Here is a 16,088-nt window from a genome sequence, read left to right on the forward strand (position 1 = left end):
GTAATCGTACCGTTCGTTGAATTCAGATTGGTGATCGTACCGTTGGTAGAATTCAGGTTGGTGATTGTGCCATTAGTTGAATTCAGGTTAGTGATCGTACCGTTAGTCGAATTCAGATTGGTGATTGTTCCATTGGTAGAATTCAAGTTCGTAATCGTACCGTTCGTTGAATTCAGATTGGTGATCGTACCGTTAGTTGAATTCAGGTTAGTGATCGTGCCGTTGGTTGAATTCAGGTTGGTAATTGTGCCATTGGTTGAATTCAAGTTGGTAATCGTACCGTTAGTTGAATTCAAGTTAGTAATCGTACCATTGGTCGAATTTAGGTTAGTGATTGTACCGTTGGTAGAATTCAGGTTGGTGATTGTGCCATTAGTTGAATTCAGGTTCGTGATCGTGCCATTAGTTGCAGTCAAGTTGGTTGTGGTAACATTTGTAAAACTCGGTGAGTCATTAACTGCTAGCGTAATATTTTGACCACTCTGGGTAATATTAATATTTTTTCCTGCAATAACATTTACCGTATCACCCATCTGAACGTTAGTCGAATCATTACCTTCTACATTACCACCTTCAGTCTTGCCGGTATTAATATTCCAACCTTGATTGACTTTATTTAAGGCGTTATTCGCTGTAGTGTTGGCAGAGTTTGCTGTAGAGTTGGCATTGTTAGCAGTTTCATTGGCTGCATTAGCTGTTGAGTTAGCAGTATTTGCCGTTTCATTAGCAGAGTTTGCTGTAGCATTAGCATTATCGGCAGTATCTTTAGCTGCATTAGCCGTAGTATTAGCGTTATCGGCAGTATCTTTAGCTGCATTAGCCGTAGTATTAGCGTTATCAGCAGTATCTTTAGCTGCATTAGCCGTAGTATTAGCATTATTTGCTGTAGCATTAGCAGCGTTAGCAACTGTGCTTACATCATCTAACTGTCCTTTATTTACCGCATCTGTTTTTTCTGTGCCGTTTGCTACATTAGTGATCTTATTATTGCCCATATCTACGGTTGAGCCTCCTTGGAAAGTTACATTTTTCCCTTCTCCTCCAAGTAGAACATCACCGCGTAAATTTGATGTGCCTGACACTGTTAATGAGCCGCTAGCGGCAACATTAGTAAAGTTTGGGCTATCAACGGTCTTAACTGTAATTGTGCTACCGTTACGCTCTACATTAATATTTTTACCTTGAGCGATATTAATAGAGCCATTTCGGGTTATTTTCTCTCCGTCACCATTTTCACCATTGGCTTTGAGTGAGAATCCAGAACGATTTAATGCATTATTAATCGCATCTGATACGGTTTTAGCCGTGGTTAAGCCTGCTGAATTACCTGAAACACTGGTCACGCCTTTCGCATCGGTAGTAATATCTTGAGTTACTACATTTACTTTGACGGATGAACTATTATTACCATCGGTAACTTCTGCTGTTGTATAGTTGCCATCAGTGAAATTCACTAAACCGTCATTATTAATACGGGATTTTGGAGTACCGTTTTGTTGGATATTAAATCCTGAGTTTTTCATTACAGCATAGAGCTGGCTACCGTTGACAGCATCAGTAGAATCTTGAGAGACACGCCCAGCAGCTACATTAACAATTTGACGTTTATGGTTATTATTGCCGATAGAAAGCACGCTATTCGCATCTTTAGCTGCAATAGCAGCAGTTGTTTCTGTACCATTATCCGTTTTGAATTTTAAATCAGTAACTGTATTTACTGAACCGGCTTCTGAGCCTGAACCTAATGCTATGGCATGCATTGAATTTGCATTGACTTTAGCATTAGAGCCTAGAGCGGTAGCTTTTTGTGAATGAGTATTTGCGCCATAACCAAGAGCAACAGATTCAAGATTCCCTGTATTAGCTTGTTTACCTATTACAACAGAGTTTACACTTCCCCCGTTTGATATATTTGCTCCTATAATAACCGTCCCATCGTGTGCGGCATCTTTTATTGTTGTTCCACGCCCAATAACAATAGAGTCAGGGGATGCGGCTTGAGAGTTCTCACCTATCGCGATACCACCAGATCCAGCATTACTATTTCGACCAATTGCTGTTGCACCAGCTCCGGCTGTACTGTTAAAACCAACTGCAGTTGCTCCTTCACCGCTCGCTGTGGTATTTGCTCCAAGGGCTGCTGCGCCTTTACCGTTTGCATTGGCATAGCCACCCACGGCAGTAGAGGTTTCGCCATTAGCACGGGAGCCCGACCCAATTGCCGCAGAACGAATACCACCCGTTACACTGGTGTCATAACCTAGTGCCACTCCAGAGTTTGCTCCGTTGCCAACATTAGACTTCGTTCCAATTGCGATGGCTCCCGGTGCTAGAGCTTTAGCCTGATGATCTGAAGTGACTTTATCGTTTGCTCGTCCTATTGCTATAGAATTACTGTCACCATTTGCCTCACCTCCGGCAATTGCTGTGCCTTGCCCCGTTGTCCATTTAATTGCCTCACCGCCAGCAGTAACAGCAAACGCATTTGGTACAACAGTCATCATCATAGCTGACGTTATTGCTATAGTTTTAATGCCTGAAAAAGATGAGGCGCTCTCTTTTCTTCCATCTAAAACTTCGATCGTATTATTGGAAGAAGATTTACAATATCCTTTCGCTAACTCTGATACGGCTGCCCAAGTTTGCGTAGTATGATTAAAAATAACTTTAAAGATTTTGTTCATAAATAATATTCCTTTAATTTGACTAGCACTTATATTTCAAGTTAATTAGGCAACACCGCAAGAGTTCCTTTTGATTACTTTCATAAGTGCGGGCAAATGGTAACTCACTATAAAGATAGAGTATAGTGAAATCTTCATAAATTAAACGAATATTATTTATAATTTTTAACAAAAATATTACAAACAAATATGGAAATGATTTTTTAAATTGTAATAAATGGATTTAACGTTTTTTTCGTAAATGATCGCCGTCATTTTTGTGTAGCTTGGCTAAGGTTAACACTAAAGCAATTGCGAAGATTGATGAGGTGAGAAATGTATAGCTGAAGGCTTGCTGCAACAAGTCCCCTTCGTTACCGAAAAGTTGGCGATAGAAATTCAAAATAATGGATGAGACGGCAATACCAAAACCGATGCCCACTTGTTGGACAATGCTGAGTACGGTTGAGCCTGCACCTGCTTGTGACTGGGAAAGATCGCCTACAGCCAGCGTATTCACCGCAGTGAAAATCATTGACATACAAGCGCCATACCACATTAAAGTACAGACAATCCAACCAAGAGAGGTTTGATTATTGAGCCATGCCATCGAAATAATCCCCACAGCCATAAAAAGTGCGGATGAAATCAGCGTCGTTTTATAGCCGAATTTATTCAAAATATGCCCGATGACGGTTTTGAATATCACTGACATTAAGGCAATAGGCGCAAGCAGCCAACCGGACATTTCTGCACTATACCCAAAGGAAAGTTGAAACATTAACGGCAATAAAAATGGCACGCCGGAGGCAGATAAGCGAATAAATAAATTGGCGAGTATGCTGAGGCTGAATGTTCTTGTTCGAAACAGGGAAAGCGGTAAAATTGCCCGCTCATTTCCTTTTGCATATATCACATAAATCATTAATAAGCTGATACCGAGAATAAGTGCGCTATAAGTGATAACCGGATTTTGCTCACTTTCACTTAATAGATCCAACCCCAGAGTGAGTCCTACCAAACCAAAAGCAAATAATAAAAAACCTGTCCAGTCCAGTTTTTCTTCATCGCCTTTGATATTATCCATCACCCTACCGGAAGCCCAGATACCTAATACGCCAATGGGGATATTAATTAAGAAAATCCAATGCCAGGTAGCGTGAATCACCAACCAGCCGCCTAAGATTGGTCCTAAAATCGGCCCGATTAAACCGGCTGTCGCCATTAAATTCCAAGCGTTAAGGAGTTGATGTTTAGGGACGGATTGAATAATGGCTAAACGGGCGACGGGCATCATAAATGCCCCACCAATACCTTGGATAATCCGCGCAAGAATGAGACTGTTCAAATTAGGCGCAGCAGCACAAGCCACTGACCCCAAGACAAATGTGAATACGGCACTGCGAAACACTGTGAGCGTGCCGAATTTTGCCGCCGCCCATGCAGTGAGAGGGATAAACAAGGCAACGGCTAAAGAATAGGCGATGATCGCCATTTGCATTTCAAATGCCGGCTTATGCAGATCGGCAGAAATTGCCGGTAATGCGGTATTTAAAATTGTGGCATCAAGGCTTTGCATAAAAAGTGCCATTGCTGCCACCCAAGCCAAGCCTTGATAAGTACGGGTATCCGTCATTTTCTGTCCTGCGAACGGAGCCAAGTTTCGATAAAATCAGCTATCTGTGGAATGTGGTTAATATCTAACAAAGTGCGGTCGGTTTCAAGGGAATAATTGGTAGCGAGGGCAAGGACATGGTTGTCTATTTCTGGCAAGGGTTTTGCCATTTCTTGGCGATGCAAAAGAATTTTCGGAATTGGCTCTTGTTTAAACCCTTCTACAAGAATTAAATCCGTTAATGTTGCGTCAAATTGTTGAGCCAGATAATCAAGCGAAACAGGTGACGGGGTTTCTGTCATCATCGCCCAACGGTTATCGCACGCCATTATTACTTGGGCAGAGCCTGCCTCTTTCATTCGCCAACTGTCTTTCCCTTCCCTATCCACTTGAGCATGATGATGGCTGTGTTTGATCACCGAAACTCGAATGCCACGAGCAATTAATTCGGGGATAAGTTTTTCTAATAGCGTAGTTTTACCGCTGCCGCTATAACCGGTAATACCAAGAAGGGGAATTTGAACATGCATAAAAATAACCTTAAAAATGACCGCACTTTAACGATTTTCAAACAGTAAAAACCCCGATAAATCGGGGTTGATGATATTCATCGGGAATTTTTTAAGAGGCGGTTTGCCCAAATAAATACGCAGAAAAGCATTAATGCAATAATACCAAGACCAATTGTAAGCCACATATTATCTATCCTCCGATTTTTCACAAAACACCCGATAAGTTAATATTGACAATATTTATCGAGAGTTTTTTAAGAGATGATTTGCCCAAATAGCGCCGGCGATACCAATCAATGCAATAATACCAAGACCAATTGTAAGCCACATATTATTTTTCCTCCGATAGTTGACGAAAAAACCGACCCGTTACTAAAAAAATATAAGCAATGATAAGTAAAAAAGCAATATTCATCCCTTTAAAAGCAAGGGAATGTTCGCTGTAGAGTATAACAGGCATCGCCAGAATAGCAACTTTTGCAATATCATCCGTGAGTTTTGACCAAGCTGATAATGAGCTTTTCTCAACGGGTGAGCGGAATAAATTAAACATGATTTTCTCCGTTTTAAATAAAACGGGATTTTGTTTGATTTTATGTTTCTTTACTTCACCAAGTATTCAAATTTGCGAGGAGTTTCGCAGAAAAAATTAAAAGTGCGGTTAAATTTTCCCACATTTTTAAGAAAGTACACGTAATAAGATCGGCTGAAATTCTGTTTGTCGTCCTAGTTTTTTGGTGTATCTCTTAATGAAAACAAAGGAAATGGCGGTAAAAAGAAAAATAATTAAAGCACGGCTCAATTCGTTTTCGCTGATGTAATGGGATAACCCCGTCGTCAGAAGCAAAACGGCAAGTGGCACGATATACATTAATAAAGCGGAAAATAGCATAGATTTTTCCTCTAAACCAATTTCTACGACTTGCCCTTCACGCAGTGGCATCATGGTTTCTACGGTGAAAATATGTTCGCCACGTTTACCGTTGAGTTCGGAAAGGCTAGATGTGCCACAGCTATTTTTGGCTGCACATTGTCCGCAAGCACTTTGGGATTGGCATTTTACTTTGGCTATGCCATTTTCATAGCTGATGACGACCGCACTTTCTTTTAACATTGCGCTTCCCCCAAATAAATATCAAAGCGGTGATTTTTCGTTTCACGGCTAAAGTGCGGTTGTTTTTTTGCAAGAAATTCCGCATAGTCGGGGCGTTTCACTACCACCCGTTTTCGGGCGAGCCGTAATGCTGGGGCAAGCAGTTCGTCCGCATCCAAATCTGCTCCGACTAAATGTTGAAACACGCGCATTTCTTTTTTTACCAAGGCAGATTTTTGTTTGTGCGGATACATGGGATCAAGATAAACCACATCAGCACAGTCCGTTTCAGAGAGCAATTCATGAATATAACGAACCTTTAATAAACGCAAATTTTGTTGCAACATTTCACCGATTTCTTCATCTTGATAGGCTCGATTTAAGCCGTCTTGCAACAGTAAATGCACAACAGGGTGGCGTTCCACCAAACGCACTTGGCAACCGATAGCGGCTAACACAAAAGCATCTCGCCCTAATCCTGCGGTGGCATCAATTACTGTTGGCAGTTCATTTCCCTTAATTCCGACGGCTTTTGCCACGGCTTCACCACGCCCACCACCAAATTTTCGCCGATGTGCCATCGCCCCTCCCACGAAATCTACATAGACTGCCCCTAGTTTGGGTTCGTCCAATTTACGTAATTCCAAACGCTCATCCGTTTGCACCAAGGCAAGCGGGCTTTGTGAATCGTGAATGATCCCCATGGCACTACAAAGTGCGGTTAAGTTTTCGCGTGTTTTTTCCGTCGATTCGGAAATTAATTGAATCTTTACTTGCGAATCAGCCATACGCCGCTTTCCATATGATCGGTGTAAGGGAATTGATCGAACAGCGCCACTTTTTCAATGCGATGTGTTTTTGAAAGTTCCTGCAAATTATCGCATAAGGTATGAGGGTTACATGAAATATACAAAATGCGATCATAGCCTTGCACTAATTTTACCGTGTCAGGATCAAGCCCGGCACGGGGCGGATCGACAAAAATTGTGTTACATTCGTAGGCGGTTAAATCAATCCCTTTTAATCGATTAAAGGCTCTCACACCGTTCATCGCTTGGGTAAATTCTTCGGCGGACATGCGAATAATCTGCAGATTATCCACATGATTTTCTGCGATATTAAATTGTGCCGCTGCTACGGAAGGCTTGGCGATTTCCGTGGCAAGCACTTTGCGGAAATTTTGTGCCAAAGCAATCGAGAAATTACCATTGCCACAATAAAGTTCGAGCAGATCGCCTTTACTTTCTTTTGTGCAATCCACTGCCCATTCCAACATTTTGCAATTCACCACGGCATTCGGTTGGGTGAAACTGTTTTCCACTTGACGATACACATAATTTCGCCCGGCGACAGGCAATACGTCATCTACGTAATCTTGATTTAGGCAAATTTTTTGTTTACTTGCCCGTCCAATCAATTGAATATCAAAACCCCGTTCAATAAGTTGCTTTCTCAAAGTTTCCGCGGCTTGTTGCCATTCTTCTGTAAGCACTTTGTGATACAAAAGGCTGACAATAATTTGATTACTCAAGGTACTGAGATAATCGATTTGGAATAGTTTTTTATGCAAAATTTCTTGTTGCTTGAGCAAAGGAAGCAAGGTTTGCATCATTTGATTGATGAGCCGACTGGCGATGGGAAATTCGTCCACACGATAAGGCTTGCGTGTGCTTTGATCAAACATAATATGATAAAAATCGCCTTGTTCGTGCCAAATGCGAAATTCCGCCCGCATACGATAATGGCTGGTCGGTGAATCAAACACTTGGATTGTTGGCGCATTAAACGGACGCAGAAGTGCGGTCAGTTTTTCTTGTTTTTTTTGCAGTAATTCGTTGTATTGAGAAACGGGGAGTTGCATAGGATTTTAATTCTCGGGTGACAGACTTCTTTCTTCTCCCACAAGCAGGGAGGCGAAGAATAATACTAAAAACAAAGGCAGACGTCCGCCTGCCTTGTTTCATTAATCTTATTCGCCGGAATAATCATCACCACCGGAAGCGGCTTCACTTACATCACCTGAGAGGGTGTAAACACGTTTGGTGGTATTAATACGGGTACGGTATTTATGCCATGTTTTTTCAAAGAAAGTTTCCGCTGCTCGTTCTCCACGACAGAATGCAACAAACTCTTTTTCTTCTTTTGTTGCCGGTTCACGTTCACCTAAATCCAAGGCTTTGAACGCTTGACCGTATTGTTCAAGCACTTGTGATTCTTTGATGGTGTAATCACCGTGACGCGAAAATCCGCGTGGATAGTTTTTGTCGTCAAAAAAACGACGGGTAACACTGAAACTTGCAGCCATGATTATCTCTCTTCTTTGATTGCTTAAAAAGGCAGGCATTAAACCAATTTTTTGTTATTTTTGCAATAAACCTTTTACGGTTTCCACATAATCCTTGACGAAATCATCATAATTTAAGCCTTCAGGATTGACACGGAATTTTCCATTCACATAAAAATCCGGTACACCGTGCACTTTAAATTGCTCTGCCGCATTCACTTGCTTATTCACCAAGCCGTTCACCGCAAAACTATTGATACCGCCATCAAATTGTTCTGCCGTCACACCGTTATCTAAGAAAATTGCGCGAATATCGTCCATGGATTTTAAACGATCTTTTTGTGCGGCTTCAAATAAAGGTGTTTTGACTTTATTTTCCACGCCTAATGCCATGGCTAATGCCCACGCACGGGTTAAATTTTCAGACTGACGCCCTAAAAAATTCACGTGATATTGTTTAAATGCGACACCTTCAGGCAGGCTGTCCTTAACTTGTTGAGGAATTTTATATTCCATTTCAAAAGAATAACAATGAGGGCAATAAAAAGAGAAAAATTCAACGACTTCTTTTTGCATTGCCGGTTGTTGGCTCACTTGGATATATTGTTTACCTTCTTGTAAATCAGCGGCGAAGGCATTGACAGAAATTAACGCACCTAAGGCGAGTAAAAATTTTTTCATTTGTTTTTTCCTTATTTAATTATGCCACGTGCTTTTAACAGCGCGGTTTTAAAATCTTCTTCATAATCTTTTTTGATACCGGGAATCGGCTCGTGCTTATCCGTACCGTCCATTTTTAACTGATAAATAATTACTTCATCGGTTAATTCATTTAATGGCTTTTTAAAACCGGACTCATCTGCGATTTTTTGCAAGATTTCCATCAAGCTCAAATCCGGGGCTTTAGACCAATAAGGTTGTAAAAGTTCCAAAACTTCATTTAAACGCTTACATTTCATTGCTATTTTCTTTTTAATCGTAAAAAATATGTGCATGATACTGCAAATTCTCACAGAATAAAATATGACAACGATAGGTGCGGTGATTTTAGCGGGGGGGAAAGCCCGGAGAATGGAGGGACGTGACAAAGGTTTACAGATTTTACAGGGTAAGCCTTTGATCCAATATATGATTGAAGGTTTACAATCGCAAATTGCAGATATTTCAATCAGTGCCAATAGAAACCATGCGGAATACGCCAAATTCGGTTTTCCTGTTTTTGCCGATGAATTAGCGAATTTTCAAGGTCCGCTAAGCGGAATGCTGAGTGGACTTGAAAGAGCCAAGACGGATTTTGTTTTATTCACACCTTGTGATAGTCCTTTTTTTCCTAAAAATTTACTCGCAAAGCTCAAAAGTGCGGTAGAAAATGACCGCACTTTGATTGCTTACGCCTGTGATGAGGAAAGGGAGCATCCCACATTTTGTTTAATGTCGGTAGCATTAAAAGAGGCATTACGGGATTACCTTGCCGCCGGTGAGCGGAGGCTGCTGCAATTTATGCGGGAAAATAAAGGGATTTCGGTGAAATTTACAACAAATGAAGGACAGTTTATGAACTTTAATTCCTTGGACGATTTACGATAATAATTTTTTTACTGTGCTGATAAGTTGATTGAGAAACGTACTATTTTATTTATGAAAAATTTTAATTTATCCCGTTATTTTACACCGTTACACATGATTACTGCGATTTGTATTATTGTGTATGTATTGCAGCAAATCGGATTGGAAGAAAATATTATGGAAGCCTTTCATTATCCGGTTTATGTTGATCAGGATTGGGAGCTTTGGCGCTATATTAGTCATTCGTTTGTGCATTTGTCGAATATTCACATTATTGCGAATTTATCATGGTTTTGGTTATTCGGTAGTGTTATTGAACGTTATTTCGGTGGTGGAAAGCTTTTTCTTATTTTTTTAGTTTCTGCCATTGTAAGCGGTATCGTACAAAATTATTTTTCAGGCGCAAGCTTTTTTGGATTATCGGGCGTGGTGTATGCAGTGTTGGGTTATGTCTTTGTCGTAGATAAACTGAATGCCAATATTTTCAATTTGCCGAAAGGATTTTTTACCATGCTGCTTGTTGGGTTGGTATTTGGATTTATTAGCCCTTTATTTGATATTTATATTGGTAATGCCGCACATATTTCAGGTTTAATGGTGGGATTACTTTGGGGATTTATCGATAGTAAAATTTATTTGAATCGGGTAGAGTAACAAAACGCTATATTTATTAAAGGGATACGATATGAAACAATCTATTCGCCATCGAAAAATTATGGAGCTTGTCAATCTGCACGGCTATTTAAGTACGGAAGATTTAGTTATTCGACTGAATGTAAGTCCGCAAACAATCCGACGGGATTTAAATGTTCTTGCAGAATTGAATTTTATTCGCCGTCATCATGGTGGGGCTGCCTCTCCTTCTTCCGCAGAAAATTCTGATTATGTCGATCGCAAACAATTTTTTTCATCACAAAAAAATCGTATCGCCCAAGAAGTTGCAAAACTTATTCCCAATGGTGCTTCATTATTTATTGATATTGGCACAACGCCGGAAGCTGTGGCAAATGCATTACTTGAACATGAATCTTTACGGATTGTGACGAATAATTTGAATGCCGCACATTTACTCCGCCAAAATGAAAGTTTTGATATTACTATGGCGGGAGGTTCGTTACGATCTGATGGTGGCATTATTGGTGAAGCAACGGTGAATTTTATTTCCCAGTTTCGTTTAGATTTCGGTATTTTGGGAATTAGTGCTATTGATACAGACGGTTCTTTACTGGATTATGACTATCATGAAGTACAAGTGAAACGGGCAATTATAGAAAGTTCACGCCAGACATTACTGGTAACCGATCATTCGAAATTTACTCGGCAAGCGATAGTACGTTTAGGCGAGTTGGGCGATGTAGAGTATTTATTCACAGATGAAGTGCCTTCTTCTATCAACCAATACTTGCAAAATGTTAAAACGAAATTAGTAATATGTAAGTAAAAAAGAAGTGCGGCTATTTCTAACCGCACTTTTGTTTTTTTAACATCCATATCAAACCACCAAAGCGGTTAAGACCAATTCAAAAAAACAAAATAAGATTAAATCAGGAAGTCTGTAAACCAAGAGGAGAAAATAAGGAAACTTGACGTATCAAGAAATGTAAGACTTGATAGTTCAAGAAACACAATAATATCACCCTCAAATCTTGGGGCGATTATAGTACAGAATAAGGACAGGTAGAAAGAAAAAAATTAAAATTTGTGAAGCGTGTCACATTTTTGTTATTAAATTTAATTCTCAACAAAATTCAGTGCCGTTTCTACCACTTCAATTCCTGCGCCCTGTTTGAATGCATTTTCACTTAAATAACGGCGCCATTGACGCGCCCCTTTACAATGTTGAAATGCCCCCAGCATATGGCGAACGATATGGTTGAGATAAACACCTTGGCTCAGTTGTTGTTCAATATAAGGTAGCATTGCTAACACCGCGTCTCGTGAGGTAACAATCGGCATACTGGAATCAAACAACGCTTGATCGATCGTACCGAGTAAACTTGGGTTTTGATAAGCTTCACGCCCCACCATTACGCCATCGACAAATTGCAAATGTTGTTTCATTTCTTCGACAGTTTTGATGCCACCGTTAATCACAATTTTCAGATGTGGAAAATCACGTTTTAACTGATAGACACGTTCGTAATCAAGAGGCGGAATTTCACGGTTTTCTTTCGGACTTAATCCGGAAAGCCAGGCTTTACGTGCGTGAATAATAAATTCCTGACAGCCTTTATTCTGCACTTTTTCGATAAAATCACATAAAAATTCGTAACTATCGAGATCATCAATGCCAATACGGGTTTTTACCGTGACAGGAATATTCACCGCTTGTTGCATCTTTTCGATACATTCCGCTACTAAATCCGCTTTTGCCATTAAGCACGCACCAAACATCCCATTCTGCACCCGATCAGAAGGGCAACCCACATTCAGATTAATTTCATGATACCCCCGTTCTTCCGCCAGTTTTGCACAATGTTGGAGTTGCTCAGGATCACTTCCGCCTAATTGCAACGCCACGGGATTTTCACAGGGATCAAAATTCAAGTGGTCATATTTGGCGTGAATAATTGCCGGCGCAGTGACCATCTCCGTATAAAGCAAAGCATATTGGGAGAATTGGCGATGAAAATAACGGCAATGACGCGTCGTCCAATCAAGCATTGGCGCAACGGAAAAACGTCCGCGATAAAAGTGCGGTTGATTTTGAGGCATTTTTATTTCTCTGGGTTACTATCACTGAAAATTTTCCATTCAAAAAGCGTTCACTGGATATGGAAAATCTTTTTCAACAAACAATAAGGTTTTTGTTAGACAGGGCGGAATTATGGAGACAATAACAGGGGAAATCAAGCCTCACTCAAAAGAGAGGTCAGATCACAAATATCCCTGATGTTAAAGCAAACATTTAACCGCACTTTCTTCCCTCAGACCATTAAGGATCCTGGCTGCGATCCTCGTCATTGTTTGTTGACAAGCTGCGTCATAATGATTAAAATTCGCCGTCTATTTCTCTATTGAAGTAGATTTTTTGAACAACATTCTATTATGAATAACATTTAAACTGGAGCTTTTTTAATGGCAACTATCAACCAGCTAGTACGCAAACCGCGTGTGAAAAAGGTTGTAAAAAGCAACGTTCCTGCATTAGAGGCTTGCCCGCAGAAACGTGGTGTATGTACTCGTGTATATACTACAACTCCTAAAAAACCTAACTCAGCGTTACGTAAAGTATGTCGTATCCGCTTAACAAACGGTTTTGAAGTGACTTCTTATATCGGTGGTGAAGGTCACAACCTTCAAGAGCACAGCGTTGTATTAATCCGTGGTGGTCGTGTTAAAGACTTACCAGGTGTGCGTTACCACACAGTACGCGGCGCATTAGATTGTGCAGGCGTGAAAGATCGTAAACAAGGTCGTTCTAAGTACGGCGTTAAACGTCCTAAAGCTTAATGGTTCTCCGTTAAGTAAGGCCAAACGTCTAAATTAGCAAAACAATTTAAACCATAAACTCCAGTCAAAAGCGCAGCGCGCTGCAAAATTTCTCAATTAGAGAAAGATTGCTGATGAGTTTTGGATATCCTGAAGATTAAAATACGGAGAAATTCGCAATGCCACGTCGTCGTAGTATTGAACCACGCAAGATTCTTCCAGATCCGAAATTCGGTTCAGAATTACTTGCAAAATTTATTAATGTAATCATGGTAGACGGTAAAAAATCCGTTGCCGAGTCCATCGTTTACGGTGCATTAGAAACCTTATCTGAGCGTACTGGTAAAGAACCTTTAGAAGCATTTGAAATCGCACTTGAAAATGTGCGTCCAACTGTTGAGGTGAAATCTCGTCGTGTTGGTGGTTCGACCTACCAAGTACCGGTTGAAGTTCGTCCGGTTCGTCGTAACGCATTAGGTATGCGTTGGATCGTAGAAGCAGCACGTAAACGCGGTGATAAATCAATGGCTTTACGCCTTGCAAACGAATTATCAGATGCTTCTGATAATAAAGGTGCAGCGGTTAAGAAACGTGAAGACGTTCACCGTATGGCTGAAGCTAACAAAGCATTTGCTCACTATCGTTGGTAATAAGCTTTTGAATTTAAAGGGCTTCATCATTGATGAAGCCTTACCCTTATATAAACAGATATTAAACTAAACAAGGTTATAATAATGGCACGTACAACTCCTATTGAAAGATATCGTAATATCGGTATTAGTGCGCACATTGATGCGGGTAAAACGACTACTACTGAACGTATCTTATTCTATACAGGTGTGAGCCACAAAATCGGTGAAGTACACGATGGTGCGGCAACAATGGACTGGATGGAACAAGAACAGGAACGCGGTATCACCATCACCTCTGCGGCAACAACCGCATTCTGGTCTGGTATGTCTCAACAATTTCCACAACACCGTATCAATGTGATTGACACTCCGGGACACGTAGACTTTACTGTTGAAGTAGAACGTTCTATGCGTGTTCTTGATGGTGCGGTAATGGTTTACTGTGCTGTAGGTGGTGTTCAACCTCAGTCTGAAACTGTATGGCGTCAAGCGAACAAATATGAAGTTCCGCGCATTGCATTTGTTAATAAAATGGACCGTACAGGTGCAAATTTCTTACGTGTAGTTGAGCAATTAAAAACCCGTTTAGGTGCTAACGCTGTTCCTCTTCAACTTCCAATCGGTGCAGAAGAAAACTTTACCGGTGTTGTTGATTTGATCAAAATGAAAGCGATCAACTGGAACGAAGCTGACCAAGGTATGACCTTCACTTACGAAGACATCCCGGCAAATATGGTTGCAGACTGTGAAGAATGGCGTCAAAACCTTGTAGATGCAGCAGCTGAAGCATCTGAAGAGTTAATGGAAAAATACCTTGGCGGTGAAGAATTAACTGAAGAAGAGATCAAAGCTGGTCTTCGTCAACGTGTATTAGCGAATGAAATCATTTTGGTAACCTGTGGTTCTGCATTTAAGAACAAAGGTGTTCAAGCGATGCTTGACGCTGTAGTTGAATACTTACCAGCACCGACAGACATTCCAGCGATTAAAGGTATTAACCCTGATGAAACTGAAGGTGAGCGTCATGCAAGCGATGAAGAGCCATTCTCTTCATTAGCGTTTAAAATTGCAACTGACCCGTTTGTAGGTAACTTAACCTTCTTCCGTGTATACTCTGGTGTAATCAACTCCGGTGATACTGTGTTGAACTCAGTACGTCAAAAACGTGAACGTTTTGGTCGTATCGTTCAAATGCACGCTAACAAACGTGAAGAAATCAAAGAAGTTCGTGCGGGTGATATTGCTGCGGCAATCGGCTTAAAAGATGTGACGACAGGTGATACATTATGTGCAATTGAAGCACCAATCATCCTTGAGCGTATGGAATTCCCAGAGCCGGTAATCTCTGTTGCGGTAGAACCAAAAACTAAAGCAGACCAAGAAAAAATGGGGATTGCATTAGGTCGTTTAGCACAAGAAGACCCTTCATTCCGTGTTCACACTGATGAAGAATCCGGTGAAACCATCATTTCAGGTATGGGTGAATTACACTTAGATATCATCGTTGACCGTATGAAACGTGAATTCAAAGTGGAAGCGAATATCGGTAAACCACAGGTATCTTACCGTGAAACTATCCGTACCCGTGTTAATGATGTTGAAGGTAAACACGCAAAACAATCTGGTGGTCGTGGTCAATACGGTCATGTTGTTATCGACTTGTATCCATTAGAGCCGGAAGGTCCGGGTTACGAATTTGTTAACGAAATCAAAGGTGGTGTAATTCCTGGTGAATACATCCCAGCCGTTGACAAAGGTATCCAAGAACAACTTAAATCTGGCCCATTAGCGGGTTATCCGGTAGTTGACCTTGGTGTGCGTTTACACTTCGGTTCATACCATGATGTGGACTCCTCCGAGCTTGCGTTTAAATTAGCGGCTTCTTTAGCATTTAAAGCAGCGTTCGCTAAAGCAAACCCGGTTCTACTAGAGCCAATCATGAAAGTAGAAGTTGAAACACCACCTGAGTATGTGGGTGATGTAATCGGTGATTTAAGCCGTCGTCGTGCAATGGTTAATGGCCAAGAGGCGAACGAATTTGTTGTTAAAATTGATGCAGAAGTTCCACTTTCTGAAATGTTCGGTTATGCAACAGACTTACGTTCACAAACCCAAGGTCGTGCATCATACTCAATGGAACCGTTAAAATATGCTGAAGCGCCAACAAGTGTTGCTGCTGCAGTAATCGAAGCTCGTAAAAAATAATATTTTTGTAACATAATAGCGGTATAAAGTTCTTAGTTTTTATACCGCACTTTTAGGAAACATTAGCAATGTCTAAAGAAAAATTT

17 protein-coding genes are annotated in these 16,088 nt (G+C 40.8%); 6 read left to right on the plus strand and 11 right to left on the minus strand.

From position 1 onward, the window contains the following. From BKG94_RS08915 to BKG94_RS08960, 10 genes are all read right to left on the minus strand, one after another. Positions 1–2,684, minus strand: a 2,684-nt coding sequence (locus BKG94_RS08915) for an ESPR-type extended signal peptide-containing protein (protein WP_143538930.1), incomplete at its 3' end; no start/stop codon positions are given. 223 nt (positions 2,685–2,907) lie between these two features. After that, entirely contained in the window at positions 2,908–4,299 is a 1,392-nt protein-coding gene (locus BKG94_RS08920; protein ID WP_077436341.1) for an MDR family MFS transporter, read from the minus strand. Further along, positions 4,296–4,808 (minus strand): molybdopterin-guanine dinucleotide biosynthesis protein MobB, encoded by a 513-nt coding sequence (gene mobB / locus BKG94_RS08925; RefSeq protein WP_077436343.1) that lies wholly within the window; start codon positions 4,806–4,808, stop codon positions 4,296–4,298. The genes BKG94_RS08920 and mobB overlap by 4 nt, the downstream gene beginning before the upstream one ends. A gap of 313 nt (positions 4,809–5,121) precedes the next feature. Then, entirely contained in the window at positions 5,122–5,343 is a 222-nt protein-coding gene (locus BKG94_RS08930; protein ID WP_077436345.1) for a hypothetical protein, read from the minus strand. Between the two features lie 126 nt (positions 5,344–5,469). Next, entirely contained in the window at positions 5,470–5,904 is a 435-nt protein-coding gene (locus tag BKG94_RS08935; protein ID WP_077436347.1) for a SoxR reducing system RseC family protein, read from the minus strand. Further along, the gene (locus tag BKG94_RS08940) at positions 5,898–6,671 is read right to left on the minus strand and encodes a class I SAM-dependent methyltransferase (protein ID WP_077436349.1); all 774 of its coding nucleotides are present in this window, start codon (positions 6,669–6,671) and stop codon (positions 5,898–5,900) included. Before BKG94_RS08940 ends, BKG94_RS08935 begins: the two co-directional genes overlap by 7 nt. Beyond that, a complete protein-coding gene (gene trmA, locus BKG94_RS08945; RefSeq protein WP_077436351.1) occupies positions 6,653–7,744 on the minus strand; it encodes a tRNA (uridine(54)-C5)-methyltransferase TrmA in 1,092 nt (363 codons plus the stop codon). Before trmA ends, BKG94_RS08940 begins: the two co-directional genes overlap by 19 nt. Before the next feature lie 108 nt (positions 7,745–7,852). After that, the gene (locus BKG94_RS08950) at positions 7,853–8,188 is read right to left on the minus strand and encodes a MaoP family protein (RefSeq protein WP_077436353.1); all 336 of its coding nucleotides are present in this window, start codon (positions 8,186–8,188) and stop codon (positions 7,853–7,855) included. A 54-nt stretch (positions 8,189–8,242) separates the two neighbouring features. Further along, on the minus strand, positions 8,243–8,848 hold the full coding sequence (gene dsbA, locus BKG94_RS08955) for a thiol:disulfide interchange protein DsbA (protein WP_077436355.1): 606 nt from the start codon (positions 8,846–8,848) through the stop codon (positions 8,243–8,245). Positions 8,849–8,859: 11 nt separating this feature from the next. After that, a complete protein-coding gene (locus tag BKG94_RS08960; protein ID WP_077436357.1) occupies positions 8,860–9,126 on the minus strand; it encodes a YihD family protein in 267 nt (88 codons plus the stop codon). Positions 9,127–9,190: 64 nt separating this feature from the next. Here BKG94_RS08960 and mobA point away from each other — a divergent pair, with 64 nt between their 5' ends. The 3 genes from mobA to BKG94_RS08975 are packed head-to-tail and all read left to right on the plus strand — an operon-like array spanning position 9,191 to position 11,174. Continuing rightward, positions 9,191–9,754: a molybdenum cofactor guanylyltransferase MobA gene (mobA, locus tag BKG94_RS08965; protein ID WP_077436359.1), complete on the plus strand. Its 564-nt coding sequence runs from the start codon at positions 9,191–9,193 to the stop codon at positions 9,752–9,754. A gap of 51 nt (positions 9,755–9,805) precedes the next feature. Then, a complete protein-coding gene (locus BKG94_RS08970; protein WP_077436361.1) occupies positions 9,806–10,387 on the plus strand; it encodes a rhomboid family intramembrane serine protease in 582 nt (193 codons plus the stop codon). 31 nt (positions 10,388–10,418) lie between these two features. Beyond that, positions 10,419–11,174, plus strand: coding sequence for a DeoR/GlpR family transcriptional regulator (locus tag BKG94_RS08975; protein ID WP_077436363.1), 756 nt, complete (start codon positions 10,419–10,421; stop codon positions 11,172–11,174). A 290-nt stretch (positions 11,175–11,464) separates the two neighbouring features. Here BKG94_RS08975 and dusA read toward each other — a convergent pair whose 3' ends face one another. Further along, positions 11,465–12,448 carry a tRNA dihydrouridine(20/20a) synthase DusA gene (gene dusA / locus BKG94_RS08980; protein WP_077436365.1) on the minus strand — a complete coding sequence of 328 codons (984 nt, stop codon included), beginning with the start codon at positions 12,446–12,448 and terminating at the stop codon, positions 11,465–11,467. Between the two features lie 363 nt (positions 12,449–12,811). Between dusA and rpsL the strand changes: the two genes are divergently transcribed. The 3 genes from rpsL (at position 12,812) to fusA (ending at position 16,002) form a co-directional block, all read left to right on the plus strand. After that, the gene (gene rpsL / locus BKG94_RS08985) at positions 12,812–13,186 is read left to right on the plus strand and encodes a 30S ribosomal protein S12 (RefSeq protein WP_005543325.1); all 375 of its coding nucleotides are present in this window, start codon (positions 12,812–12,814) and stop codon (positions 13,184–13,186) included. Positions 13,187–13,344: 158 nt separating this feature from the next. Then, positions 13,345–13,815 (plus strand): 30S ribosomal protein S7, encoded by a 471-nt coding sequence (gene rpsG / locus BKG94_RS08990; protein ID WP_018356117.1) that lies wholly within the window; start codon positions 13,345–13,347, stop codon positions 13,813–13,815. An 84-nt stretch (positions 13,816–13,899) separates the two neighbouring features. Beyond that, positions 13,900–16,002, plus strand: coding sequence for an elongation factor G (gene fusA / locus BKG94_RS08995; protein WP_077436367.1), 2,103 nt, complete (start codon positions 13,900–13,902; stop codon positions 16,000–16,002). Positions 16,003–16,088: the final 86 nt, after the last annotated feature.

The organism is Rodentibacter ratti (genome assembly GCF_002000485.1).
Taxonomy (GTDB): Bacteria; Pseudomonadota; Gammaproteobacteria; order Enterobacterales; family Pasteurellaceae; genus Rodentibacter; species Rodentibacter ratti.

Coding starts and splice junctions, on each gene's coding strand:
- BKG94_RS08920 (WP_077436341.1), bottom strand. CDS start 4,299: ATGACGGATACCCGTACTTATCAAGGCTTGGCTTGGGTGGCAGCAATG.
- mobB (WP_077436343.1), bottom strand. CDS start 4,808: ATGCATGTTCAAATTCCCCTTCTTGGTATTACCGGTTATAGCGGCAGC.
- BKG94_RS08930 (WP_077436345.1), bottom strand. CDS start 5,343: ATGTTTAATTTATTCCGCTCACCCGTTGAGAAAAGCTCATTATCAGCT.
- BKG94_RS08935 (WP_077436347.1), bottom strand. CDS start 5,904: ATGTTAAAAGAAAGTGCGGTCGTCATCAGCTATGAAAATGGCATAGCC.
- BKG94_RS08940 (WP_077436349.1), bottom strand. CDS start 6,671: ATGGCTGATTCGCAAGTAAAGATTCAATTAATTTCCGAATCGACGGAA.
- trmA (WP_077436351.1), bottom strand. CDS start 7,744: ATGCAACTCCCCGTTTCTCAATACAACGAATTACTGCAAAAAAAACAA.
- BKG94_RS08950 (WP_077436353.1), bottom strand. CDS start 8,188: ATGGCTGCAAGTTTCAGTGTTACCCGTCGTTTTTTTGACGACAAAAAC.
- dsbA (WP_077436355.1), bottom strand. CDS start 8,848: ATGAAAAAATTTTTACTCGCCTTAGGTGCGTTAATTTCTGTCAATGCC.
- BKG94_RS08960 (WP_077436357.1), bottom strand. CDS start 9,126: ATGAAATGTAAGCGTTTAAATGAAGTTTTGGAACTTTTACAACCTTAT.
- mobA (WP_077436359.1), top strand. CDS start 9,191: ATGACAACGATAGGTGCGGTGATTTTAGCGGGGGGGAAAGCCCGGAGA.
- BKG94_RS08970 (WP_077436361.1), top strand. CDS start 9,806: ATGAAAAATTTTAATTTATCCCGTTATTTTACACCGTTACACATGATT.
- BKG94_RS08975 (WP_077436363.1), top strand. CDS start 10,419: ATGAAACAATCTATTCGCCATCGAAAAATTATGGAGCTTGTCAATCTG.
- dusA (WP_077436365.1), bottom strand. CDS start 12,448: ATGCCTCAAAATCAACCGCACTTTTATCGCGGACGTTTTTCCGTTGCG.
- rpsL (WP_005543325.1), top strand. CDS start 12,812: ATGGCAACTATCAACCAGCTAGTACGCAAACCGCGTGTGAAAAAGGTT.
- rpsG (WP_018356117.1), top strand. CDS start 13,345: ATGCCACGTCGTCGTAGTATTGAACCACGCAAGATTCTTCCAGATCCG.
- fusA (WP_077436367.1), top strand. CDS start 13,900: ATGGCACGTACAACTCCTATTGAAAGATATCGTAATATCGGTATTAGT.